The sequence below is a fragment of the Alcanivorax sp. REN37 genome (genome assembly GCF_041102775.1).
GTDB classification, from domain to species: Bacteria; Pseudomonadota; Gammaproteobacteria; order Pseudomonadales; family Alcanivoracaceae; genus Isoalcanivorax; species Isoalcanivorax beigongshangi.
Window position 1 is genome coordinate 2,329,168 of record NZ_JBGCUO010000001.1, and the last position, 23,578, is coordinate 2,352,745.

The window sequence follows — 23,578 nt, forward strand, 5'->3', positions numbered from 1 at the left end:
GCGCGGATGGCGCCGGGCGGACCTTAAAAACAAGCTTTACAGCGCCCGCGCTACATCGCGCAGCACGTATTTCTGGATCTTGCCGGTAGAGGTCTTCGGCAGCTCTTGGAACACCACCGTTTTCGGTACTTTGAAACCGGCCAGGTGTTCGCGGCAGAACGCCATGATGTCGGCATCGCTGACATCCTGCTGCTCTGCTTTCAAGGTGATGAAAGCACAGGGGGTTTCGCCCCAGCGTTCATCCGGCCGTGCCACCACCGCCGCTTCCAACACCGCCGGGTGGCGATAGAGCACACCTTCCACCTCGATGGTGGAAATGTTCTCGCCGCCGGAAATGATGATGTCCTTGAGCCGGTCGCGAATTTCCACATAGCCGTCCGGGTGGCACACGCCCAAATCGCCGGTGTGGAACCAACCGCCCTCAAAGGCTTCCTCGGTGGCACTGGGGTTTTTCAGATAGCCCTTCATCACGGTGTTGCCGCGCATGAAGATCTCGCCGATGGTCTCGCCATCCCACGGTACCGGCTCCAGTGTTTTCGGATCGCCCACCATCACCCCTTCCAGGGTCGGATAACGCACCCCTTGGCGGGATTTGATGCGTGCCCGTTCCGTCAACGGCAGCGCATCCCAGGCGTCGTGCCAGGCACACACCGTCACCGGACCGTAGACTTCGGTGAGGCCGTAAACGTGAGTGACGCGGATCCCCATTTCTTCCACCGCGCCAATTACCTGCGCCGGCGGCGCCGCGCCCGCCACACAGGCATTCACCGGATGGTCGATGGCGGCCTTGGCCGAGTCCGGCATGTTCACCAGCGCATTGAGCACGATCGGTGCGCCGCACATGTGAGTCACTTGCTCGTCGCGGATCAAGGTAAGGATTTTCTGTGGATCGACGCGACGCAGGCACACATGCACGCCGGCCAGCGCGGTGACGGTCCAGGGGTAGCACCAACCGTTGCAGTGGAACATCGGCAGCGTCCACAGATACACCGGGTGGTTGCCCATCGCCCAGGTCATCTGATTGCCGAGCGCATTCAGGTAGGCGCCGCGATGGTGGTACACCACGCCCTTGGGGTTGCCGGTGGTGCCGGAGGTGTAGTTGAGCGAAATCGCCTGCCACTCGTCGTCCGGCCACTGCCATGAAAACGCGGGATCGCCCTCCGCCAAGAACGCCTCGTAGTCGAGCTCGCTGACCGCTTGGCCTTCACCGTATTCGGGATCGTCCACATCGATCACCAGCGGCGGGTGGGTCAGCATACCCAGCGCCTGACGGATGGTGTCGTGGAATTCGCGGTCAGTGATCAGCACTTTGGCTTCACCGTGCTCCAGCATGAAGGCGATGGCTTCCGCATCGAGGCGCACGTTGAGGGTATTGAGCACCGCGCCGATCATCGGCACGCCGAAGTGAGCCTCCAGCATCGCCGGGATGTTCGGCAGCATCACCGCCACGGTGTCGCCGCGACCGATGCCGCGGCCGGCCAGCGCCGACGCCAAGCGGCGGCAACGGGCATAGGTTTCGGCCCAGGTGTAGCGCAACGCGCCGTGCACCACCGACGGATAGCCCGGGTAGACCGCAGCGGTACGTTCGATGAAGCTGAGCGGGGTCAAGGCGATATGGTTGACCGGCGTCGGCGCCAGGTCCTGTTCGAAGATCGACATGCGCGATGTCCTGTGTCGTTATTCTGCGATTGTTCTTGTGGCCGACCGGCGGGTCAGCGGCGGCACGGCAAGCCGCAATAAAAACCGATCAACTAGAGAAATACAACTTAACCAATATAGTAAATTCACTATATTTTTCGTTGTGCCGCGCGTAAGATTCGGCCAATCAAGAAAAAATTGCCGCGGCCCCGATGCTGCGGCCGATGGGAGATTGCATGTCTGCCGCAGCCCTGGCCCTTAACAGTTGGCGCCATCTGGAACGTGCCGGCGCCCCGCTGGCGCAGCGAGCCGAAGCGCTGTGCCGTGCCGCTGCAGCCGCCCCCGGCATTGTCGACGCCCATTATCTGGGTTGGCATGTTGGCAGCCGCACTTTCCGCCAGCTGGCCGGCACCAGTTCACTGCCGCCGGGCCTGAGCGGTGGCCCCCCCGCGTCCGACGTACCGATTCTCGCCCAACTGCAGGCCCACCCAAGCCTGCCGCTCACTGCCCTGCGCGACGAAAGCGGCTGGCTTAGTGGGCGCCTGCGCCGTGCCGGCTACCGTCACGGCCGCGCACTGCAACTGGTACTGGAACCCGGCGAGCACGGTCTGCTGCTGCTGCACACCGGCGACCAAGCGCTGGACACGGATTGGCTGGAAGCCAGCCTGCGCGCCTTGCAACAAGAGCATCCCGGCGCGCCGCCGCCACTGCAATTGCTGCCGGATGATCCGCAGCCGATCTTGCTGCTGGCCGCTGATGGCACCCTGCGTGCCGCCAACCCGGCGTTCTTTGACCTGCCCGGCGCCAGCCGTGACGGCGCGCTCGGCTACTTGCCGGTCAATCACCGCTCGCTGGTGCGCGCCTGCCTGCAGCAGCGACGCGCCATCGGCAACGTAGAAGCCGATGCCGGTGGCCGACTGTTCCTCTGGACCTTCGTGCCCGCACCGCAGCATCAAACGGTGCTGGCGCGCGGCCTGGATGCCACCGACGCCCTGCAACGCGATCGCGATGCGGTGCGCGCGCGGCGGCTGTATCGGCTGATCACCGAAAACACCACCGACCTGATTTCGCGCCACACCCCCGATGGCTGTTTCCTCGATGCATCCCCGGCGTCTTGGACGCTGCTCGGCTACTGGCCAGAACAGCTGCGCGGCCAGTACCTGCACGACTTGCTCGATCCGGACGAACGCGATGGCTTCCTCGCCCGCAGCCGCGAAGCGCTGGAGCAGGACGGCTACCAGACGCTCACCTACCGTATCCGCCACCGCGATGGCCACTATCTGTGGTTCGAAACCGCCAGCCGAGCAATTCGCGAAACCTACACCGGCGACGTGGTGGAAATTGTCAGCGTCTCGCGGGACATCACCGCGCGGGTGCAGGCCGAGTTCAACAAACGCCGGTTGGAAGATGAGCTGGCCCACGCGGCGCGGCTGGTGACCCTCGGTGAATTGGCATCCGGCATCGCCCATGAGATTAACCAGCCGCTGGCCGCGGTGACCAACTACGCCGCGGCCAGCCAACGCTATCTGGAGCAACTGCCGCAACAGCCACAGACCGAGCGGGTGGCACAGGGTTTGGCGCATATTCGCGAGTACGCCCAGCATGCCTCGCAGGTGATCCAACGGCTGCGCGCCTTCCTGCGTAAGGGCGCGCGGCGCATGCAGGCGCTGTCGGTGGCTGCAGTGGCCGAAGAAGCGGTGCATCTGTGCGCCTGGGAAGCCAGCCACCATGATGTGACCATCGAAATCGACGCCGCCGAACCGCTGCCGCTGGTGTACGCCGACCGCGTCTTGCTGGAGCAGGTGCTGTTGAACCTACTGCGCAACGCCATCGAAGCTAACCGCGAAGCGCACCCGACGTCGCGCTCACGGGTGGAACTGGCGGCCTGGCTGGATGACAGCGGCGACATGCTGATCGAAGTGCGTGACCAGGGCCCCGGCTTGACCGGTGACGACCGCAACCGCATCTTCACCCCCTTCTATACCCGCAAGGCGGAGGGCCTCGGCCTGGGTCTGTCGATGAGCCGTACCATCATCGAGGGCTTCGGCGGCGCGCTGGATTTGGCTGACCGCCCCGGCCCCGGCCTGACGTTCCGCTGCCGCTTGCCGGTGCGGCGCCCCCACCAGTACACGGAGACAACATGAACAGCAGCGACGAGCAATGGGTGTACGTGGTTGATGACGACCCCGGCATGATCGACTCCACCCTCTGGCTGCTGGAATCCGTGGGCCTGCGTGGCCTGCCGTACACCAGCGGTCAGGCGTTTTTAGAAGACTGCCAAGATGATGCGCCGGCCTGCATTCTGCTGGACGTGCGCATGCCCGGGCTTGGCGGCCTCGGGGTGCAGGAAGCGCTGGCTGACCGCGGCATCCGCCTGCCGGTGATTTTTGTCAGCGGCCACGCCGATGTGCCGATCGTGTTGCGCGCATTCCGCGCTGGCGCGTTCGACTTCCTCGAAAAGCCCTACAACGAGCAACTATTGCTCGATAGCGTGCAAAAAGCGTTACAGCAACGGCGCGCCCAGCATCAACGCATCCGCGCCGAGCAGGCGCTGGACGCCAAGCTCGCCACCCTTACCGCGCGCGAGCGGGACGTGTTCCTGCCGCTGGCCCAGGGCTACGGCAACCGGGAAGTGGCGGAGCAGTTAGGCATCAGCGTAAAGACCGTGGATTTGTACCGCTCGCGGGTGATGAAGCGCCTGCAAGCCACCTCGCTGCCGGACCTGGTCGGCATGGCGGTCGCCGCCGGGCTGCTGGACCCGCTGAACCTGCGGCCACTGCCGCCGAATGGATAACGAGCGCACTCGATGATTATTGTTTACGGCATCCGCGAACGGCTGGACCCGATCAAGGCCCAACTCTCCGATACCCTGCACCAATGTTTGCAGGAGGTACTGGGCCTGCCGGAGGACAAGCGCGCCCACCGCTTCGTGCCCCTGGCGCGGGAGGATTTCTATTTTCCCGGCGGCCGTTCCGACGCTTATACCGTGATTGAAATCAACCTGATGGCTGGCCGCACCGAAGCCACCCAGAAAGCGCTGATCAAAACCATTTTTCAGCGTCTGGAACAGCAGCTCGGTTTGGCGCCGGTGGATGTGGAAATCACCATTCAAGAGCAGCGCCCCTACCAATGGGGATTCCGTGGTATGACCGGCGACGAAGCCCGCGATCTGAATTACCGCCTCGACGTCTAAGCCCGGCCCTACGCTCTTTTCCTGAGAGAGTTGCCGGTGCTCGCCGGCGTACTATCGCCCCATCACAACGTGCCGCAATGGCCAAGGGGCGTGACATGGGGAAAGGACTTTCAGCGATGGTGCTGGCACTGCTATTGGCGGGCTGCAGCACCCTGCCTACCACGGTGGAAAGCGTCACCTGGGATGTACTCAACAATTACCACCAACCGGTGCTGCTGGAGTTCTACTCCCAAGATCGCAATGCGGCCTGGCCCGGCGGCGGCAGCGCCTATGTGCTCGAACCGGGGGAACAGCGGCAGTACTCGTTATCCTGCCGCAGCACCGAACAAATCTGCTACGGCGCCTGGCTGCGTAACGAACCCGACTGGTACTGGGGCACCGGACTGGATGACGCCCATGACTGCAGCCAGTGTTGTATGACCTGCGCCGAGGGCAAACAGCTCAACATCACCCTCAGCCATTGAGACAGCGTCCAGACCAGGCTTGGATTGGCGACTGATTGAGACAGCGCTGCGGCGGTGTTCGTGAGCGGACGATGTGATCGCGATTTGCACGCACCACTGTCAGCCAGCGGACGGCCGGATTAGCGTTAGCAGACACCGCCCGCTTCGCGCCCGCCACCGACGGCTATCAGTGGCCAGATACCGGCCGATACTGTGTCCATAGCGCCCGCAGTCGCGGCGCCAATGCCTGCGCCCATAGCGCATAACCGGCCGCGCCAGGATGGAAGCCATCGGCAGCCAGCATGGCGCGCTCAGCGGGCAGTTGTGGCTGAAACAGCTCCACACCTTGGCGCTGCCGGCACCAGTGCGCCGTCAGGCGGTTGAGCTGGCCGGCACGGCGACCGAGATACCACGCTAACGGCTGCGGCAGCGCGCTGAACAACTGCATCGGCGGCACTGCGGTGATCACCACATGATCGACACCGTGGCGCTCGACGAGCACCTGCTGCAACGCGCACAGGCCCGCTTGCCAAGCGCCATTGTCGGTGCGCGCTGTCACGTCGTTGACGCCGATCGACACCACCGCCAGCGGATAATCCAGTGGCGGCAAACGTTGCAACCGTTCCACCAATTGCCCCAGCGTGAGGCCGGTTTCGGCTTCCAACTGCCAACGCGGCACACCGTCGCCCCAGGCCGCCGCCAGCGCACCGGACAACGCCTGCTGCTGCAGATCGACGCCGACCCCGGCGGCGGCAGAATCACCGACAATCAACCAGCCGGCGGCGCCGCTGCCGCCCTGCCGTGGGCCATCGGCTTCCGGCAAGCGCGGCGTGTCGCGCCGCACCCGTTTGCCCTGCACCAGTAGCACCGGCGCCAGCGCTGCCAACAGCATCACTTCTTTAATTGCCCCCATCGGGCGCTTCTCCTCAGCTGCCGATGAAGCTGAGCAACACCCCCGCGGCCACCGCCGAACCGATCACGCCGGCCACGTTCGGCCCCATGGCGTGCATCAGCAAGAAGTTATGCGGGTTCGACTCCAGCCCCACCTTGTTGGCCACCCGCGCCGCCATCGGCACCGCCGACACCCCGGCGGCGCCAATGATGGGATTGACCGGATGACGACTGACGCGGTTCATCAGCTTGCCCATGATCACACCAGCGGCGGTGCCGATCACGAACGCCGCCAGTCCCAGCGCGAGGATACCGAGGGTTTCCACCACCAGGAACTGACCGGCACTGAGCTTCGAGCCGACCGCCAATCCCAACAGGATAGTGACCACGTTGATCAGCGCATTGGCGGTGGTGTCCACCAGCCGCTGCACCACGCCGGATTCACGCATCAGGTTGCCAAGGCAGAACATGCCCAGCAGCGGCGCTGCGTCGGGCAGCAACAACGCCACCAGCACCAACAGCACAATCGGGAACAGGATTTTTTCAGTGCGGCTGACGTCGCGCAGCACCGCCATTTTCACTTGGCGCTCCTGCTCGGTAGTCAGCAACCGGATCACCGGCGGCTGGATAATTGGCACCAGTGCCATGTAGGAATAGGCAGCCACAGCAATGGCCCCAAGCAGATCCGGCGCCAGTTTGGTGGTGACATAGATCGAGGTGGGACCGTCGGCGCCGCCGATGATGCCAATCGAGGCCGCATCCGCCAGCGAAAAATTGAAGCCGACATAGTTGAGCGCCAGCGCCCCCAGCAGCGCCGCAAAAATGCCAAATTGCGCCGCCGCGCCCAGCAGCAAAGTACGTGGATTGGCCAATAGCGGCCCGAAGTCAGTCAGCGCGCCAACGCCCATAAAGATCAACAGTGGGAACACGCCGGTGGTCAAACCGACGCTGTAGATCAGATAGAGGATGCCGTCACCGTAATTGGCTTGGGTGGCGAGGTAATGAAGCTGCGCCTGCAGCGCCGGCGCCGCATTCTGCGCCGCTTGGCGCACCAGTTCCGGGGCGCTGTCGGCGGCCAAACCCACCGCCGCGGCCATCGACGCCACCAGTTCCGGACTGCCCATCAGCAGCGCTTGACTGACGGCGGATTCCGCCATGCCGGCGGCGGGGATGTTCGCCAGCAAGCCGCCGAAGCCAATCGGCAGCAACAGCAGCGGCTCGAACTGTTTGCGGATCGCCAACCACAGCAGCAGCAAGCACACCAGCATCATCACCAACTGACCGGCACTGAGGTGGTAAAGCCCGGTGCTGTGCCACAGTCGCAGCAGGTTATCCATGGGCGCACTCCAACCGCAGCAGCGTCTGATTCAACACCACCGCATCGCCTTCACGGGCACACAGTTCCGCCACCACGCCGTCTTGCGGAGCGCAGACGTCGGTTTCCATTTTCATCGCTTCCAGCACCAAAATTGGCGCGCCGGCCTGCACCCGTTGACCCGGCTGGACCAACCATTTGAACAGGTTGCCCGCCAGCGGCGCCGGCACCGGCATTGCCTGCGCGGAAGGCGCCGCAACGGAGGTCTCGGCGGCGGCCTCGGCCTGCGGCGGCCACGGCACCAAACCGGTGACATCACCGCCATCACTGACCTGCACGGTATAACTCCGGCCATTCACCGAGACGGTGTAAACACCGCTTTCCTCAGCACGCCGACCCGTCGGCGCTGGCTCGAACGCCGACGGATCACCGCGATGCGCCAGGAAACGCAGACCGATTTGCGGGAACAATGCGTAAGTGAGCACGTCGTCGCGGCGTTGATCGCCATCTGCCAAGGCGATGCCCTGTTCTGCGGCCGCCGTTTCCAGCGCCGACGTCAGCGCCGGCATTTCTGCGGCCAGCAGATCCGCCGGGCGGCAGGTCACCGGCGCATCGCCATCCAGCGCACGCTGCTGCAACGACGTATCGAACGGCGCCGGCGCGGCGCCGTATTCACCGCGCAACAACGCCCGTGTTTCTTTGCTGAGTACCTTGTAGCGCTCGCCGGAGAGCACATTGAGCACCGCCTGGGTGCCGACGATTTGCGAGGTCGGCGTCACCAACGGGATATAACCCAGGTCCTGGCGCACTGCCGGAATTTCTTCCAGCACCTCATCGAAGCGTTCCAGCGCGCCCTGCTCCTTGAGCTGGCTTTCCATGTTGGTCAGCATGCCGCCAGGCACTTGGGCCGTGAGAATGCGCGCGTCCACACCGCGTAGGCTGCCCTCAAAGGCCGCGTATTTGCGCCGCACTTCGCGGAAGTAGCGCGCCACCCGCTCCAGCTTGTGTAGGTCGAGGCCGGTATCACGATCACTGCCCTGCAGCATCGCCACCACCGACTCGGTGGGACTGTGGCCATAGGTCATCGACATCGAGGAAATCGCGGTATCGACGTTGTCGATGCCGGCCTCCGCCGCCTTGAGGATGGTGGCGGTGGACAGGCCGGTGGTGGCGTGGCCATGCAAGTGCAGCGGAATGCGGATGCGCGCTTTGATATCGCGCACGAGTTGGTAGGCCGCATGGGGCGCCAGCAACCCGGCCATATCCTTGATCACCACCGAGTCGGCGCCCATGGCTTCCAACCGCTGCGCCTGCGCCACCCACATATCGGCGCTGTGCACCGGACTGACGGTATAGGCGATGGTGCCCTGCGCGTGCTTGCCCTGGCGCAGCACTGCCTGGATGGCGCGCTCGATATTGCGCAGGTCGTTCATGGCATCGAACACCCGAAACACATCGACACCGTTAACGGCGGCGCGCTCCACAAAGGTGTCCACCACATCGTCCGCGTAATGGCGGTAACCAAGCAGGTTCTGACCGCGTAGCAACATCTGCTGCGGCGTGTTCGGCATTGCCTGTTTCAGCGCGCGAATGCGTGCCCAGGGGTCCTCTCCGAGATAGCGAATGCAGGCGTCGAAGGTGGCGCCTCCCCAGGTTTCCAGCGACCAGAAGCCGATATCGTCCAGTGCCGCCGCAATCGGCAGCATGTCGTCCAGCCGCAGCCGAGTGGCAAACAGCGATTGGTGGGCGTCGCGCAGCACCACGTCAGTGATGCCCAAGGGCGTGGGAGAAGTCATGGGAAATTCCAGCGGATTAACGTCGGGATTGGCGGTGGGCGTGCACCGCCTGCTCGATGGCTTGGATCACGGCTGCATCTGGCAGCGACACCGGCGCTGCTGGACTGGGCGACACCGCAGCCTCCGGCACCGAAATGTCGACAAAGCGGCCCACCAGCGCTGACATCAGTGATACCAGCGCCACCAGCATCATCAGGAATACAAACACCACCCCCATGCCGATGAGCATCAACTCGACGCCCTGGCTCAATAGCGTGTTCATGACACACTCCTCGATCCGGCGCGCCGGTCGCGCGCCTTGCTGTGGGGCGCCGCAGCGCCGACTCCGGCTACCTTATGGGCAAGCAGGACTGATTAGTCAGGAGGCGAAATGTAATTGGATTGTCGACAATCGGCAAGAATTTCAGTCTACTCGTGGGCGAAGTGGTTGATAGCGCAGCTATCCTCCGAGCTGTACAGCGCCAGATCTAACGACACAGTCAGAAATGCTTGAGGGCCAGCGCCTTTGAAATTCCTAGCAACGCCTCGTGACAGCCATTCGACAACCGAGGTGCTGACCAAACTTAAGCAGCGAACGTCAATGGCGCCTCAAGGAAAAAGCTCCTGTGCAATAAAGATTTCTAAGGGCGGACATATTGCGGCTGCGGCAAGCCAACCCAAGGGGCGGAGAAGAGGCAAAAAGGTGCTACTTGTAGCGAAACAAAAGGAATCCGGAGAAGCAGAGCAAGCCGCCGTCTACTTTGTGGGGTTGAAAAAGCGACTAGCATTATTCGCGACGGCATGCGCTCCATTGCAAGCACGTGCAAACACACAATGCGATCAGGGCATCTTTATCTACACCATTCCATTTCGAAAGCTGTCAAAAAAAGGTAGGATTGAGCGCTGTGAGACATACTGCGCAATATCTCTGGAAAATTTTCCGGCGCAGAACCTCCTCTTAATCGCGAGCGCTCGCAGAAGCACTTCGTCTGCGAGAACTATAAAACCTCTGCTCAAGCCAGTGCTGACTTGCGATAGCACACAGCAGCCCTACTGACCCTCCTATCAGAGCCACAAACCACCAGCTCAAACCTAATCCTCTCAGCGCTTCCATGACGGGATAGTGCCAGAGGTAAAGTCCGTAACTCATCCCAGCCAGCCAAGTCCAAGCGGCTCCGGACAACCAACGTGGCTGACTCAGTATTATCAGGGCAGCCCCAAGCTCTGCCAGCGTAAAACCGTACTGTGCGGCCGGCAGCCATTGAGTGCTGAAGAACGTCATTGCAAATGCCAATAAAAGCACTCCAAGCCATCCGATCACTTCGGGTATTCTTCGCTCCCAGAGCGCCAAAAAAGCCCCCAACAGAAGCCCGCTACAGTGGGCATCAGTTCGAACGTAGAAACCCCAAATATCGTCTGAGTAGTCAGCGAGCCAAGCACGCCAAAGGGTTGCTGATATGTAGAGAAGCAAAACAGCCAACTGTTGCATGGCGAGTGGCAATGTACGCAAGCCCATGAACAGCAGCGGCCAGACCAGATAGAACTGCATCTCTACCGCTAGGCTCCACATATGCCCCAGCGTGGCCACCTTATCGCCCCACACCGTGGCATAGTTGACGCCATATATTGCGGACCAGAGCGCATCCCGCAGATGATGCCGCCATGGCGAGTAGGTGAATAAAAACCCAGACACCAGCACATAGACTAGCAACATCATCCATAAGGCCGGCAGCAACCTACGAATACGACGTACCATGAAGGCGCGATAGTCAATACGCCCGGTGCGCACAGACTCTCCCAGCAACAGCCGAGTAATCAAAAAGCCGGACAGTACGAAAAAAATGTCCACGGCCAGATACCCACCGGAGAAGTAGGGCATCTTAGCGTGATAAAGCACGATCAATAGTGCAGACAGCGCGCGCAAACCATCCAAGCTGGGCATATGATCCGTCACGCGAGTTGTTACCGGAGCGAGGGGGAAGTGATTACTGCTCATAAAGCTCTGCTAGGCGAGCATAAATATCATCCAGCATGATATCCGCACCACTTCCTCGTGCCGGTGCACCATTCCCTAACCAGATCAGAAGACCTCCCCGGTCATCCAACAGCGCCAACGCAGACGTGCCAAAAACATACCCTTGTTGTACCCAGACGCTCAGTGCGCTGTCTGGCTTCTGATAGAAGAACATGGCATTCCCATAGCAGCTCATCTTCGCCGCAGGGTCGCAGCTCCCTGAAGGAAATTCCCGTGCGAGAGCCAGCCGCTTCTTAGAACTCAGATCAGCAAGGAGACGTGCCAGCCCCAGCGCAGAACCTGACAAGCCGGCCGAAGACGACAATGCGGAGAAATCCAGATAGCGGTAGTAGTCATCTGTATAGAAGCCGGCATGGCGGAAGTCGTACTGCACCTCATCATGCAGATAAGGACCATCTACGAACTGAATACCGTAAGCAGCCAAGTCAAAATGATCTTGCATTACCGCACGGTAAGATTTGCCGGACAACGACTCCAATACCACCCCGAGCAAGCAATAGGTCAGATTCGAATAGCCATATCCGCTGCCAGGATCGAAGTCCAGCATCACTGCTTTCAAGCGGTCCAAGTTTCCGGGGCACCAAGGCGTCACGGCATGCAGAGTCATTGGATCAGGAGAATGCAGTCGATCAAAACCTGCACTGTGGGTAAGCAGCCGCTCCACAGTAACCTGTGACCAGCGGCGGTCTTTCGCGCCATTAACCGCGGTGATGAAATGAGAAAGTGGGGTTTCTAGCGGCAGTGACGCTTGCTCCATGGCATCAAGCACTGCTTGAGCGGTAAGCATTTTAGTTAGGCTGGCATAGCGGTAGCGGGCACCCAAGTCCGGGTCCTTCCCGTACGGCGCGCTAGCACAGCGACTCCAGTCACCGTCTGGTGACATGTAAACCACCTGTGACGCCAAAGAACCCGCATCTCGCGCTGCCGTGCGAAGCAACGGACGCAGGAAACTTTGTTGCGCCCCCTCGCACACATCATTACCGCGTGAGAGCAGCACCTCGAAGATATACGTTTGACGGCCGAGCCAGGTAGCGTCTGAAGCAGAGTGATGCACTCCCCATGCCCCGGCACACACTGCAGTCAGCAGGCAAAAGTAAAAAACGATTCGCTTTAACATTTATGGCGAGCCCACACCTTTAACAAGCAACACCGTCTAACTGGGTGAGCATGGCAAAAAAAAGCCTCTCACCAACCAGCATGAGAGGCTTTCTTTCATTGCTTATCTTTGAAGTGCCTATTTCAGGCCTACAAGAGCAATCTTACGGAGTGGTGTTACCACCACCAGCAGCAGGGCAGCCAGCAGGTGCAAACTTGGGATCGACGTCAGTTTCACAAGTCCACACACCATCCTCATCACGGTCCCAAGTCAAAGTCTTACCCGTGATCGCAGCAGCGGCACTGCCACCAAATTTCGCTTCAACGCTAGCTTCGTTGTCAGCCAAAGAAATCTCAACTGTAAGGTTCGTTTGCGGCGTAGCGGTACCGCCCGAGCCGATCAAGTTGCTATTAGTCCAACCAAGCTCGCAGGCAGGGTTAGTACCAAAATCCTTACCTTCCATCATGCAAGTTTCAATGACAGTACGCAGCGAACCTGTCTCAGCCATCACACGGCTCACCTGAGACTTAGCAATGTAGTTCTGGTATTGCGGAATAGCGATAGCCGCCAGAATCCCGATGATCGCCACAACGATCATCAGTTCGATCAAGGTGAAACCCTGCTGAACCTTTTTCATGGTACGTCTCCAGTCGTGCTGACTCTTGTTGGTTGAAGCGATCCGCCCCGGATATCCCCCCGGCAGCGATGACCTGTACCCGGTAAAGCAAAGAGCGGGCCAACTTTTGAAAGCAGCCGTTCTGGTCCAGCATCCGCGTGGCTTTTGGGCTTTCACGCCAATCGGCACGACGCACTCTCTTGCTCCGCAGCTCGGCAAAAAATGACGCTTTTTGTCAGCCTCAAACCACCCCGCTGCCGCACCGTGTCACCTCACCCAAACACCGCAGACACTGCGAACCAAGTCGCTGGTCGGGGGTTTCAAATCTGTGTAGAGTCCGGAGCAATCGGAGGGGAGGATTCGCCAAAGAGCCAACAAGAATGCTCGGCGAATTCATGTCATCACACAAAAAAAGTCGACCAACATGTCAACGCAGTTGAGCGGGCTGGCGCGCCGTTTGGTGGCGGACGCGCTGCTGTCCGAAGAACAGGCTCTGCATTCGCTGGTCCAGTCACGGCAGGAAAAACTGCCACTGGTGTCCTATTTAGTGCGCGAGAAAAAAGCGCGCGCGGCCGATCTGGCGCTGCGTGTGGCGGAAGAGTTTGGCGATCCCGTGCTGGATCTGGCCGCATTGAGCCCGGCACACCTACCCAAAGGGCTGGTGGACCCGAAGCTGGTGGAGAAGCACCGCATGGTGCCTATTTTCCGCCGAGGCAGCCGTCTGTTTGTCGCCACCTCGGACCCCACTAATCTGCAGGCACTGGAAGATTTCCGTTTTGCTTCCGGCCTCAATATCGAAACGGTGATTGTTGAGGACGACAAGCTGCAGGCGCTGATTGAGCGCTTGACCAGCGAAGCAGAAGGCGGCGCCTTCAAGGATCTCGACGACAGCCTCGACAACATCGGCGTAGCCAGTGATGGCGCCGCGGCTGACGACGGTGGCGATACCGCTGCCGACGACGCGCCGGTGGTGCGTTTCGTGAACAAACTGCTGCTCGACGCGATTAAATCCGGCTCCTCGGATTTGCATTTCGAGCCTTATGAAAAAGTCTACCGTGTGCGTTTTCGCCAAGATGGCATCCTGCGCGAAATTGCCAATCCGCCGATCAATATTGCCGGCAAAATCGCTGCGCGCTTGAAGGTGATGGCGCAGCTAGACATCTCTGAGCGACGCGTACCCCAGGATGGGCGCATCAAATTGAAGGTGTCGAAAACCCGCGCCATCGACTTTCGTGTCAACACCTGCCCGACACTGTTTGGCGAAAAAATCGTGTTGCGGATTCTTGATCCAGACAGCGCCAAACTTGGCATCGACGCGCTCGGCTATGAAGCCGAACAAAAACAGCTGTACTTGGACGCGCTGGAGAAGCCGCAGGGCATGATCCTGGTGACCGGCCCCACTGGGTCCGGCAAAACCGTGTCGCTCTATACCGGGGTGAACATCCTCAATACACCCGAGCGCAACATCTCTACTGCGGAAGACCCGGTGGAGATCAACCTGGAAGGCATCAACCAGGTCAACGTCAACACCAAAACCGGCATGGATTTCTCGGCAGCATTGAAGGCCTTCCTGCGCCAAGACCCGGACGTGATTCTGGTCGGTGAGATTCGTGACCTGGAAACCGCCAGCATCGCGGTGAAAGCGGCCCAGACCGGTCACTTGGTGCTGTCTACCCTGCACACCAACAGCGCGCCGGAAACCCTTACTCGGCTGCGCAACATGGGGGTGCCGTCGTTCAACATCGCCACCTCAGTGATTCTGATCATTGCCCAGCGGCTGGCGCGGCGCCTGTGTGAACACTGCAAACAGCCGACTGCCGTACCGGAATCATCGCTGCGGCAGATGGGCTTTTCTGACGCCGACATCGCTACCGGCTTTACCGTGTTTGCGCCCACCGGCTGTGACAAGTGCAACAACGGCTACAAGGGCCGGGTTGGGATTTACGAGGTGGTGAAAATCACCGACGCCATTGCCCGCATCATCATGGATGAGGGCAACTCCATCGAGATCGCCGATCAATGCCGCAAGGAAGGCTTCAACGATCTCAGCCGCTCGGGACTGGTCAAAGTGATGCAGGGCGTCACCAGTCTTGAGGAAGTGAACCGCGTGACTTCGGGATGACATCATGGCCAACGCAGCAGCAGTGAAGCAGGACAAGAAAGCGACCTTCACCTATGAAGGCAAGGATCGGCGCGGCGCGCGGGTGAAGGGCGAGCTGCTCAGCACCAGTGCGGCCATGGCACGGGCGGAGTTGCGCAAGCAAGGCATTGACCCCACGCGCCTGCGCAAGAAGTCAGAGTTCAAGATTTTTGGCGGCAGCAAGAAGATCAAGCCGGCGGACATCGCCATCTTCACCCGCCAAATGGCGACCATGATGAAAGCCGGGGTGCCGCTGGTTCAGTCGTTCGAAATCGTTGCCGACGGGCTCGATAACCCCACTATGAAAAACGTGGTGCTCAAAATCAAAGCCGACATTGAAGGCGGCAACAACTTTGCCGGCGCCCTGCGTGAGCACCCGAAATACTTTGACGACCTGTATTGCAGCTTGGTGGAGGCTGGCGAGGCGTCCGGCGCCTTGGAAACCATGCTCGACCGGGTAGCGATCTATAAAGAAAAAAGCGAGGCGCTGAAGTCAAAAATCAAAAAAGCCATGAAGTACCCCGTCACGGTGCTGGTGGTCGCGGCCTTGGTGACAGCTATCCTGCTGGTGAAAGTGGTGCCGACCTTCCAAGAATTGTTTGAGGGCTTTGGCGCGGAACTGCCGGCCATGACCCAATTCGTCATCGAGCTGTCTGATTCCCTGCAATCCAGTGGGCTATATATATTGGCCGGCCTGATTGCCTTCATTTTTGGCTTCCGCACCCTGAGACAACGCTCGAAAGTATTTTCTGACAATGTTGACCGCCTCTATCTGAAACTCCCGATTGTTGGCGACATCATTTTTAAAGCTACTGTCGCCCGCTACGCACGAACGTTGTCCACCACATTTGCCGCCGGCGTGCCACTGATCGACGCGCTGGATGCCTGTGCCGGCGCCACCGGTAACGCGGTCTACCGCGATGCGGTGCTGAACATCAAGGACGAAGTGTCCACCGGCCAACAACTACAATTTGCCATGCGCTCCAGCGGCATCTTCCCGAGCATGGCGCTGCAGATGACCGCCATCGGCGAGGAGTCCGGCGCGTTGGACGCGATGCTGGAAAAAGTTGCCCAGCATTATGAGGACGAAGTGGACAACGCCGTGGACGGCCTCACCAGCATGATGGAGCCGCTGATCATGAGCTTCCTAGGAATTGTTATTGGCGGCCTGATCGTGGCCATGTACCTTCCCATTTTCCAAATGGGCAACGTGGTGTAACCGACCGATGACTCCGCTGCTGAACGCGCTGCAGGCTTCTCCCGCCTTGCTCATCATTTTCTGTTTGCTGGCTGGCCTGCTGGTGGGCAGCTTCATCAATGTGGTGGTTTACCGGCTGCCAAAGATGATGCAGCGCAGCTGGGAAAGTGAAGCCCGCGCGGTGCTGGAACTGCCGGAAGCAGAACCAGCGGCGCCGTTCAATCTGGTCTTCCCGCGTTCGCGCTGCCCGCATTGTGACGGTGCAGTACACAGTTTTGACAACATTCCCGTGCTTAGCTGGCTATTGCTGCGCGGCCGCTGTCGCCACTGCAAAGCAGCAATTTCCTGCCGCTATCCGCTGGTGGAGTTGAGCGCCGGGATTCTCGCGGCGCTGGCCGCTTGGCAGATCGGCTACGGCCCTTGGCTGCTGCCGGTGATCGCAGCGCTCTGGACGCTGCTGACGCTGGCGCTGATCGATTTCGATACCACGCTGTTGCCAGACAGCATCAACTATCCGCTGCTGTGGGGCGGCCTGCTGCTGGCATGGGCCGGCATTTCTCCGGTGCTGCTACCGGATGCGGTCCTCGGCGCCGCCATCGGCTACTTGTCGCTGTGGAGTTTGTACTGGGTGTTCAAACTGCTCACCGGCAAGGAAGGCATGGGCCACGGCGATTTTAAGCTGCTGGCCGCGCTTGGCGCTTGGCTCGGCTGGCAGATGCTGCCGCTGGTGATTTTGCTGTCGTCGTTAGTGGGCGTGGTGGTCGGCGGCCTGCTGATGACCACCGGCGCGGTGAAGCGTGGTCAGGGCATTCCGTTCGGCCCTTACCTGGCCGGCGCCGGTCTCATCGCGCTGCTGTGGGGCCCCACCCTAGTGCAGCAGTATCTGCGTATAATGCTGCCCTGAGCGCACGGCGATCGACGCCGTGGTGACAGCGGGAGCTTCCATGTTTGTAGTTGGATTAACCGGCGGTATCGGTAGCGGTAAGACCGCCGCCTCGGATTATCTGGCCGGGCTTGGCATTACCGTGGTGGATGCCGACCTGGTGTCACGCCAAGTGGTAGAGCCGGGCCAACCGGCGTTGGCCGCCATCGCCGCCCACTTCGGCGCCGGCGTGCTGGATGCCGAAGGCCGACTGGACCGCCGCGCCCTGCGCGAGATTGTGTTTGCCGACCCCGCCCAGCGCAACGTGTTGGAACAGATCACCCATCCCGCCATCGGCGCCGAGATTCTGCGCCAGCTACAAGCCTCGCGCTCGCCTTACACGCTGCTGGTTTCGCCACTGCTGCTGGAGTCGAGTCAGCATCAGCTGACCCACCGCATCCTGTTGATCGACGCGCCAGAGCAGCTGCAGCAGCAGCGCACCGAGCTACGCGATCAAGTGCCGGCCAGTCAGGTGCAAGCGATCATCGCCGCCCAGATGGCACGCGGTGAGCGCCAGTCCCGCGCCCATGACGTGGTGATTAACGACGGTCCCTTGGACGCCCTGCACCGCCAGCTTGACGAGCTGCACCAACAATACCTGCGCCTTGCCGGCGCCCAGTGACGAGAGAATCCCATGTCTGATGCCACTGTCGTGGAATGCCCGCACTGCCACACCCAAGTGCCGTGGGGCCCGCAAAGCCCGTTCCGGCCGTTCTGTTCGGAGCGCTGCAAATTGATTGATCTGGGTGATTGGGCGGCAGAGCGCCATGCGATTCCGGCCGAAACGCCGGATGATTTTGACGACAATTTCTGAACCGACAGCGCCCCGGCGCATGCAAAGGTTTGCGTTGCACCCTATTCAGCGCTGTTGGCTCGACAGCAGGCAGAAGCGCCCCCTTTGCGCGGTGTGGCTGCGCTAGGAATATGCCGCACGACTGCGCGAGGGATGCACTCATTTGGCTCACCAAATGGTGGTGCTCGCAACACTGGATGAAAGACGCTTTGCCTGCTGACTCGCAGCCTTACCGACCTTGCCGTCACACGTGCCCAGACTCCAAGGAGGGGCACCCAGCAACGGTAACTCGAGTGACGCTATTTGGGGATTGAGCTAACCCAGCCCCACCCCAGCGGTACCGCCCCTGTTTTCCCATTCCTAATGCGGGCTCGGCCTTATTCCTGCTCCCGAATCACGACCGGTCTCGGTCTCGGTCTCGGTCTCGGTCTCGGTCTCGGTCTATCAGGATGAGCGCCGGGCGTGCCGTCCTACAAGCCCCGGCAGCCAGCTGTCATTGCCAAAAGCCGCGGATTCCAGCGACGCCGCGCGCGCCAGCCTGACGAGCTTGCGGCAAATCCTCCGGCGTCACGCCTCCCAATGCATAAATGCTCAGCGGGCGTCCCTGCGCCAACGCCTGGAACTGCTCCCACCCCATGCCCGGCTGTTGCGGATGGGTGGGCGTCGCGCGCAGCGGCGACAACAGCGCCAAGTCGGCCCCCAGCACCTGCGCGTGATCCAGCTGCGCGGCATCGTGACAGGCGACGCTCAGCCACGGCACCGGCGGGCGCTGGTCCAGCCGTGCGGCGGCCGCAGCGCGCAGGTGCAGGCCATCGGCGCCCACCGCGGCCATCAGTGCCGCGTCATCCGCCACCAACACCCGGACACCGGCGGCGTGGCAACGCGACACCCAAGGCGACAACGCCGCCGCGTCATGGAGACCGCGCAGATACACCCAGCTGCCAGGATGGGCGGCCAGCGTGGCATCCAGTTGGGCGACGCTGGGCAGCGGCGATGGCAGGACCAGCAGCCGATCCGGCAGCATAAGCGCCCGCACCACCGGTCGGTTGGCAGCCGGGAACGACAGCTGCGCCAGTTCATCGAGTTGATAAGCACCAAGCGGCTGCCCTTCACGCCCGTGGGCCACGCCGACAAAACTGCGCACCGTGCGAAACCACAACCGCACCCGCAATTCCGGGTAGCGATGCTCGATGCACATAAAGGGCTCGCTGTCGGTGATGGCGATACCCAGCTCTTCCTGCAGCTCACGCGCCAGAGCCTGATGGTGGCTCTCGCCGGCCTCCACCTTGCCGCCGGGAAACTCCCAGCGACCACCCTGATGCTTGTGGGCCGGTCGCTGGCTCAGCAGTAATCGGCCATCGGCTTGCCACAGGATGGCCGCCACCACATCCAGCGGCGGCAGTTCCTCAGCTGCGGTATTCGGCATTGATCCTGACGTAGTCATAGCTGAAATCGCAGGTCCACAGCACGCTGCTGCCGTCACCGGCACCCAGGTCGATGCGGATGACGATGTCACCCTTGGCCATTTCTGCGGCGCCGTCTGCTTCGCGGTAGCCGGGTGCCACACCGCCGTCGGCCACGATCTGCACATCGCCCAGCCAGATGTTCACTTTTTCCACCGCCAAGGCACTGATCGGCGCCCGACCCACCGCCGCCAGGATCCGGCCCCAGTTCGGGTCGGAGGCAAACAGCGCTGTTTTCACCAGCGGAGAATGGGCGACGGTTTCTGCCACCGCACGTGCATCGGCGGCGTTAGCCGCTTGCTCTACGCGTACTTCGACGAATTTGGTCGCCCCCTCGCCGTCGCGCACGATCTGGTGGGCCAGCGATACCATCAACTGCTCCAACGCGGCGTACAGCAGCTGTGCGTCGGCGCTGCCGTCAGCCACCTCACAACCGGATTGGCCGGTGGCCACCAGCATGCAGCAGTCATTGGTGGAGGTGTCACCGTCAATGGTGATGCGGTTGAAGGACGCGTCAGCCAGTTGCTGCATCCAGCGGTCCAACAGCGCCTGCGGCACCGCCGCGTCGGTGGCTATGAAGCCGAGCATGGTGGCCATGTTCGGTTTAATCATGCCAGCACCTTTGGAGATGCCAGACAGCGTCACCGTGCCACCACTCAACAACACTTGAGCAGTGGCGGTCTTCGGCCGCGTGTCGGTGGTCATGATGCCTTCAGCGGCGGCCGCCCACTGATCGTCTGCCAGAGCCGCCAGCGCCATGGGAATGCCGCGTTCGAACGCCGCCATCGGGAACTGCTCACCGATTACGCCGGTGGAGAACGGCAGCACCTGTTCGGCGTCGATGCCGGCGGCCTGCGCCAGCAACGCGCAGGTGCCCAGCGCATTGCGGTAACCCTGCTCGCCGGTGCCGGCATTGGCGTAACCGGTATTGATGAGGAAATAACGGGGCGTGTTGGCCGCCAAATGGGCTTTAGCCAACTGCACCGGTGCCGCGCAGAAACGGTTGAGCGTGAACACGCCCGCCACGCGGCTGCCCGGCGCCAGCTCCAGCAGCACCAGATCGCGTCGGTGGGCTTTTTTGATGCCCGCTTCCACCGCTGCCAACCGTACACCTGGGACCGGATGAATCTCCGCCGTCATGTCATCTCCTCACAGACAAAAGAAACCCGGCCCACAAAGTGGGCCGGGCAATGGGGTGACAAGCATAAAGCAAGCCTGCCGGCTTGCGTAGCCGCGGCTCAGCTGTCGAGGCGACCGTGGCAGTGCTTGAATTTCTTGCCCGAGCCGCAGTAGCACGGGTCGTTGCGGCCCACCTTGCGACCTTCGCGAGTGAACGGCCGCGCCGGCGTCGGCGCGTCGGCCGCCGGTGCTTCCGGCATACCATCTTCGCCCACTTGCGGAGTGTCGGTGCGCATACGTTCGTTGACGCGACGGGCTTCTTCCTCACGCTGGGCTTCGAGACGCTCGACCGCGTCATCGCGGCGCAGCTCCAAGGCACTCACCGCGCGCACCAGTTCGTGCTCGATCTCGCCCATCATGGCTTGGAACAGCTCGAACGCTTCGCGCTTGTACTCCTGCTTGGGATTCTTCTGCGCATAGCCGCGCAGGTGAATGCCCTGGCGCAGGTGATCCATGCTAGCAAGGTGATCTTTCCAATGGCGATCGAGCACTTGCAGCAGCAGGTGCTTCTCGATCTTACGCAGCGACACGCCCATGGCTTCTACGTCCTGCTCTTTGCGGGCGTAGTCGGCTTCCATGGTGTCCAAGGCGCGCTCGATGACGCCATCGATGTGCAGCCCTTGGTCTTCAGCCAACCACTGACTCACCGGCACCGGCACATGGAAATCGTTGGTGAAGGTGCGCTCCAACCCGTCCACGTCCCACTGTTCCTCCATGGCCCCCGGCGGCATGTGGGCGTGCACCACTTCCACCACCACGTCGCGACGCATGGCGCGGATGTTCTCGGACAGGTCCTCGGCGGCAAGGATCTCATCGCGCTGCTGATACACCACGCGGCGCTGATCGTTGGCCACGTCGTCGTATTCGAGCAAGTTTTTGCGGATATCAAAGTTGCGCGCCTCAACCTTGCGCTGCGCGCCTTCAATGACGCGGGTGAGCAAGCGGTGTTCAATCGCCTCACCATCTTTCATGCCCAACGTGCGCATGGTGTTGCGCAGCCGGTCGGACGCGAACAGGCGCATCAGGTCGTCTTCCAGCGACAGGAAGAAACGGGTGTAACCCGGGTCGCCCTGACGGCCAGCACGCCCGCGCAGCTGGTTGTCGATCCGGCGTGACTCGTGGCGCTCGGTGCCAATGATGTGCAGGCCGCCGGCGGCCAGCACCTGGTCGTGCACCTGCTGCCAGCGAGCACGGATAGCGGCAATCTCAGCCTCGGTAGGATTCTCCAGCGCCTGGATTTCTGGTTCCGGGTTGCCGCCGAGCACGATGTCGGTACCACGACCGGCCATGTTGGTGGCGATGGTCACCGAGCCAGGCTGGCCCGCCTGGGCGATGATCTGCGCTTCCTGTTCGTGGAACTTGGCGTTCAGCACCTTGTGGCGGATACCGGCTTTGTTCAGTGCCGCCGACAAAATCTCAGAGGCCGCGATGGTGGCGGTACCAACCAGCACCGGCGCGCCCTTCTCTACCGCTTCCTTCACCGACTCCACGATGGCGGCGAACTTATCTTCCACGGTCAGGTAGACCACGTCCTCGGCGTCGATCCGCTGCACCTTGCGGTGGGTCGGCATCACCACCACATCCAGGCCGTAGATCTGGCGGAATTCCGGCGCCTCGGTGTCTGCGGTACCGGTCATGCCGGCCAGCTTGTTGTAGAGACGGAAGTAATTCTGGAAGGTGGTGGACGCCAGCGTCTGGTTCTCCTGCTGGATATCCACGCCTTCTTTGGCCTCCACCGCCTGGTGGATGCCGTCGGACCAGCGGCGCCCCGGCATGGTACGACCGGTGTGCTCATCGACAATGACGATCTGGCCGTCCTGGATGATGTAGTCACGGTCCTTGCGGAACAGTGCATGGGCCTTCAACGCCGCGTGCACGTGGTGCAGCAGCATCAGACTCTGGGCGGAATAGAGGCTGTCACCTTCCGGCAGCAGGCCGCTCTCGGTGAGCAGCTGCTCCACCAGCTCGTGGCCTTGTTCGGTCAGCTCTACCTGGCGGGTCTTCTCGTCCACCACGAAGTCGCCTTCCTGCTCCTCAAGCTGTGGCTTCAGGCGCGGCATCAATTGGTTGATGCGGCGGTACATCTCAGAGCTGTCGGAAGACGGCCCGGAGATGATCAGCGGCGTACGTGCCTCATCGATGAGGATCGAGTCCACTTCGTCCACCAGCGCGTAGTTGCGCTCGCGCTGCACCCGGTCTTCCAGGCGGAACGCCATGTTGTCGCGCAGGTAGTCGAAGCCGTATTCGTTGTTGGTGCCGTAAGTGATGTCGGCGAGGTAAGCGGCGCGCTTGGTCTCCGGCGGCTGCTGCGACAGGATCACGCCCACCGACATGCCGAGAAATTCGTACAGCGGCCGCATCCAGTTGGCATCCCGCTCGGCGAGGTAGTCGTTCACCGTCACCACGTGCACCCCGGCGCCGGACAGCGCATTCAGGTATACCGGCAGCGTTGCAGTCAGGGTTTTACCCTCACCGGTACGCATCTCGGCGATGCGGCCCTCGTGCAGTGCAATGCCCCCCATCAACTGCACATCGAAATGGCGCATGCCCATCACCCGGGTGGCCGCTTCGCGTGCCACGGCAAAGGCTTCCGGCAGCAGCTCGTCCAACGAGCGGCCCTTCTGGAACGCCTCTTTGAGCTGTCCGGTGCGGGCTTGGAGGGTGGCGTCGTCGAGGCCTTTGAGATCGTCTCCGAGGGCGTTGATGTCATCAACGATGCGCTTCATGCGCTTAAGTTCACGATCATTCTTGCTGCCGAAGACAGACTTTACGAGGGCTGAGAGCATGGAACTTCCGCTGTGTTTTCAAGTGGGGAGGCGTACCGAGGGTACGGCTCCGCGTCGGCCATCACCCCATCCGGGTGAGGCGCTCCGTCGATCAT

The 23,578-nt window shown here is 61.5% G+C and carries 20 protein-coding genes; 9 read left to right on the forward strand and 11 right to left on the reverse strand.

Annotated features, from left to right (window positions below; genetic code table 11):
• Positions 1 to 36: 36 nt before the first annotated feature.
• Positions 37 to 1,659, reverse strand: a complete 1,623-nt coding sequence (locus tag AB5I84_RS10560; RefSeq protein ID WP_369455823.1) for an acyl-CoA synthetase — start codon at positions 1,657 to 1,659, stop codon at positions 37 to 39.
• 215 nt (positions 1,660 to 1,874) lie between these two features.
• Between AB5I84_RS10560 and AB5I84_RS10565 the strand changes: the two genes are divergently transcribed.
• The 4 genes from AB5I84_RS10565 to AB5I84_RS10580 all read left to right on the forward strand — a co-directional run bounded on the left by AB5I84_RS10565 (position 1,875) and on the right by AB5I84_RS10580 (position 5,295).
• Positions 1,875 to 3,782 carry a sensor histidine kinase gene (locus AB5I84_RS10565; protein WP_369455824.1) on the forward strand — a complete coding sequence of 636 codons (1,908 nt, stop codon included), beginning with the start codon at positions 1,875 to 1,877 and terminating at the stop codon, positions 3,780 to 3,782.
• Positions 3,779 to 4,432, forward strand: coding sequence for a response regulator transcription factor (locus AB5I84_RS10570; protein ID WP_369455825.1), 654 nt, complete (start codon positions 3,779 to 3,781; stop codon positions 4,430 to 4,432). The genes AB5I84_RS10565 and AB5I84_RS10570 overlap by 4 nt, the downstream gene beginning before the upstream one ends.
• 12 nt (positions 4,433 to 4,444) lie before the next feature.
• Positions 4,445 to 4,831 carry a tautomerase family protein gene (locus AB5I84_RS10575; protein ID WP_369455826.1) on the forward strand — a complete coding sequence of 129 codons (387 nt, stop codon included), beginning with the start codon at positions 4,445 to 4,447 and terminating at the stop codon, positions 4,829 to 4,831.
• A gap of 95 nt (positions 4,832 to 4,926) precedes the next feature.
• Positions 4,927 to 5,295, forward strand: a complete 369-nt coding sequence (locus AB5I84_RS10580) for a hypothetical protein (RefSeq protein ID WP_369455827.1) — start codon at positions 4,927 to 4,929, stop codon at positions 5,293 to 5,295.
• A 166-nt stretch (positions 5,296 to 5,461) separates the two neighbouring features.
• On the opposite strand, the gene AB5I84_RS10585 is transcribed toward AB5I84_RS10580, so the two are convergent.
• The 7 genes from AB5I84_RS10585 to AB5I84_RS10615 form a co-directional block, all read right to left on the reverse strand.
• Positions 5,462 to 6,187: an SGNH/GDSL hydrolase family protein gene (locus tag AB5I84_RS10585; protein WP_369455828.1), complete on the reverse strand. Its 726-nt coding sequence runs from the start codon at positions 6,185 to 6,187 to the stop codon at positions 5,462 to 5,464.
• A gap of 13 nt (positions 6,188 to 6,200) precedes the next feature.
• Positions 6,201 to 7,502: a sodium ion-translocating decarboxylase subunit beta gene (locus AB5I84_RS10590; RefSeq protein ID WP_369455829.1), complete on the reverse strand. Its 1,302-nt coding sequence runs from the start codon at positions 7,500 to 7,502 to the stop codon at positions 6,201 to 6,203.
• Positions 7,495 to 9,276 (reverse strand): sodium-extruding oxaloacetate decarboxylase subunit alpha, encoded by a 1,782-nt coding sequence (oadA, locus tag AB5I84_RS10595; RefSeq protein ID WP_369455830.1) that lies wholly within the window; start codon positions 9,274 to 9,276, stop codon positions 7,495 to 7,497. The genes AB5I84_RS10590 and oadA overlap by 8 nt, the downstream gene beginning before the upstream one ends.
• Before the next feature lie 16 nt (positions 9,277 to 9,292).
• On the reverse strand, positions 9,293 to 9,538 hold the full coding sequence (locus AB5I84_RS10600) for an OadG family protein (protein ID WP_369455831.1): 246 nt from the start codon (positions 9,536 to 9,538) through the stop codon (positions 9,293 to 9,295).
• A gap of 675 nt (positions 9,539 to 10,213) precedes the next feature.
• Positions 10,214 to 11,251 carry an acyltransferase family protein gene (locus AB5I84_RS10605; protein WP_369455832.1) on the reverse strand — a complete coding sequence of 346 codons (1,038 nt, stop codon included), beginning with the start codon at positions 11,249 to 11,251 and terminating at the stop codon, positions 10,214 to 10,216.
• Positions 11,241 to 12,113 carry a serine hydrolase domain-containing protein gene (locus tag AB5I84_RS10610; RefSeq protein WP_369455833.1) on the reverse strand — a complete coding sequence of 291 codons (873 nt, stop codon included), beginning with the start codon at positions 12,111 to 12,113 and terminating at the stop codon, positions 11,241 to 11,243. The genes AB5I84_RS10605 and AB5I84_RS10610 overlap by 11 nt, the downstream gene beginning before the upstream one ends.
• Before the next feature lie 436 nt (positions 12,114 to 12,549).
• Positions 12,550 to 13,023, reverse strand: a complete 474-nt coding sequence (locus AB5I84_RS10615; RefSeq protein ID WP_369455834.1) for a pilin — start codon at positions 13,021 to 13,023, stop codon at positions 12,550 to 12,552.
• A gap of 403 nt (positions 13,024 to 13,426) precedes the next feature.
• Between AB5I84_RS10615 and pilB the strand changes: the two genes are divergently transcribed.
• Genes pilB through yacG form a run of 5 tightly spaced genes read left to right on the forward strand, consistent with a single transcriptional unit; the run spans position 13,427 to position 18,076 of the window.
• Positions 13,427 to 15,124, forward strand: a complete 1,698-nt coding sequence (gene pilB / locus AB5I84_RS10620; RefSeq protein WP_369455835.1) for a type IV-A pilus assembly ATPase PilB — start codon at positions 13,427 to 13,429, stop codon at positions 15,122 to 15,124.
• 4 nt (positions 15,125 to 15,128) lie between these two features.
• Positions 15,129 to 16,361 carry a type II secretion system F family protein gene (locus AB5I84_RS10625; protein ID WP_369455836.1) on the forward strand — a complete coding sequence of 411 codons (1,233 nt, stop codon included), beginning with the start codon at positions 15,129 to 15,131 and terminating at the stop codon, positions 16,359 to 16,361.
• Positions 16,362 to 16,368: 7 nt separating this feature from the next.
• Positions 16,369 to 17,244, forward strand: a complete 876-nt coding sequence (locus AB5I84_RS10630; RefSeq protein WP_369455837.1) for a prepilin peptidase — start codon at positions 16,369 to 16,371, stop codon at positions 17,242 to 17,244.
• Between the two features lie 40 nt (positions 17,245 to 17,284).
• Positions 17,285 to 17,884: a dephospho-CoA kinase gene (gene coaE / locus AB5I84_RS10635; protein ID WP_369455838.1), complete on the forward strand. Its 600-nt coding sequence runs from the start codon at positions 17,285 to 17,287 to the stop codon at positions 17,882 to 17,884.
• A gap of 12 nt (positions 17,885 to 17,896) precedes the next feature.
• On the forward strand, positions 17,897 to 18,076 hold the full coding sequence (gene yacG, locus AB5I84_RS10640; protein ID WP_369455839.1) for a DNA gyrase inhibitor YacG: 180 nt from the start codon (positions 17,897 to 17,899) through the stop codon (positions 18,074 to 18,076).
• Between the two features lie 472 nt (positions 18,077 to 18,548).
• On the opposite strand, the gene AB5I84_RS10645 is transcribed toward yacG, so the two are convergent.
• The 3 genes from AB5I84_RS10645 to secA all read right to left on the reverse strand — a co-directional run bounded on the left by AB5I84_RS10645 (position 18,549) and on the right by secA (position 23,483).
• Positions 18,549 to 19,481 carry a Nudix family hydrolase gene (locus AB5I84_RS10645; RefSeq protein ID WP_369455840.1) on the reverse strand — a complete coding sequence of 311 codons (933 nt, stop codon included), beginning with the start codon at positions 19,479 to 19,481 and terminating at the stop codon, positions 18,549 to 18,551.
• Entirely contained in the window at positions 19,462 to 20,658 is a 1,197-nt protein-coding gene (gene argJ / locus AB5I84_RS10650; RefSeq protein ID WP_369455841.1) for a bifunctional glutamate N-acetyltransferase/amino-acid acetyltransferase ArgJ, read from the reverse strand. Before argJ ends, AB5I84_RS10645 begins: the two co-directional genes overlap by 20 nt.
• Positions 20,659 to 20,756: 98 nt before the next feature.
• The gene (gene secA / locus AB5I84_RS10655; RefSeq protein ID WP_369455842.1) at positions 20,757 to 23,483 is read right to left on the reverse strand and encodes a preprotein translocase subunit SecA; all 2,727 of its coding nucleotides are present in this window, start codon (positions 23,481 to 23,483) and stop codon (positions 20,757 to 20,759) included.
• Positions 23,484 to 23,578 lie beyond the last annotated feature (95 nt).

Coding starts and splice junctions, on each gene's coding strand:
- yacG (WP_369455839.1), top strand. CDS start 17,897: ATGTCTGATGCCACTGTCGTGGAATGCCCGCACTGCCACACCCAAGTG.
- AB5I84_RS10605 (WP_369455832.1), bottom strand. CDS start 11,251: ATGAGCAGTAATCACTTCCCCCTCGCTCCGGTAACAACTCGCGTGACG.
- AB5I84_RS10590 (WP_369455829.1), bottom strand. CDS start 7,502: ATGGATAACCTGCTGCGACTGTGGCACAGCACCGGGCTTTACCACCTC.
- AB5I84_RS10615 (WP_369455834.1), bottom strand. CDS start 13,023: ATGAAAAAGGTTCAGCAGGGTTTCACCTTGATCGAACTGATGATCGTT.
- oadA (WP_369455830.1), bottom strand. CDS start 9,276: ATGACTTCTCCCACGCCCTTGGGCATCACTGACGTGGTGCTGCGCGAC.
- secA (WP_369455842.1), bottom strand. CDS start 23,483: ATGCTCTCAGCCCTCGTAAAGTCTGTCTTCGGCAGCAAGAATGATCGT.
- AB5I84_RS10645 (WP_369455840.1), bottom strand. CDS start 19,481: ATGCCGAATACCGCAGCTGAGGAACTGCCGCCGCTGGATGTGGTGGCG.
- AB5I84_RS10575 (WP_369455826.1), top strand. CDS start 4,445: ATGATTATTGTTTACGGCATCCGCGAACGGCTGGACCCGATCAAGGCC.
- AB5I84_RS10560 (WP_369455823.1), bottom strand. CDS start 1,659: ATGTCGATCTTCGAACAGGACCTGGCGCCGACGCCGGTCAACCATATC.
- pilB (WP_369455835.1), top strand. CDS start 13,427: ATGTCAACGCAGTTGAGCGGGCTGGCGCGCCGTTTGGTGGCGGACGCG.
- AB5I84_RS10600 (WP_369455831.1), bottom strand. CDS start 9,538: ATGAACACGCTATTGAGCCAGGGCGTCGAGTTGATGCTCATCGGCATG.
- AB5I84_RS10585 (WP_369455828.1), bottom strand. CDS start 6,187: ATGGGGGCAATTAAAGAAGTGATGCTGTTGGCAGCGCTGGCGCCGGTG.
- AB5I84_RS10570 (WP_369455825.1), top strand. CDS start 3,779: ATGAACAGCAGCGACGAGCAATGGGTGTACGTGGTTGATGACGACCCC.
- AB5I84_RS10580 (WP_369455827.1), top strand. CDS start 4,927: ATGGGGAAAGGACTTTCAGCGATGGTGCTGGCACTGCTATTGGCGGGC.
- coaE (WP_369455838.1), top strand. CDS start 17,285: ATGTTTGTAGTTGGATTAACCGGCGGTATCGGTAGCGGTAAGACCGCC.
- AB5I84_RS10565 (WP_369455824.1), top strand. CDS start 1,875: ATGTCTGCCGCAGCCCTGGCCCTTAACAGTTGGCGCCATCTGGAACGT.
- AB5I84_RS10625 (WP_369455836.1), top strand. CDS start 15,129: ATGGCCAACGCAGCAGCAGTGAAGCAGGACAAGAAAGCGACCTTCACC.
- argJ (WP_369455841.1), bottom strand. CDS start 20,658: ATGACGGCGGAGATTCATCCGGTCCCAGGTGTACGGTTGGCAGCGGTG.
- AB5I84_RS10630 (WP_369455837.1), top strand. CDS start 16,369: ATGACTCCGCTGCTGAACGCGCTGCAGGCTTCTCCCGCCTTGCTCATC.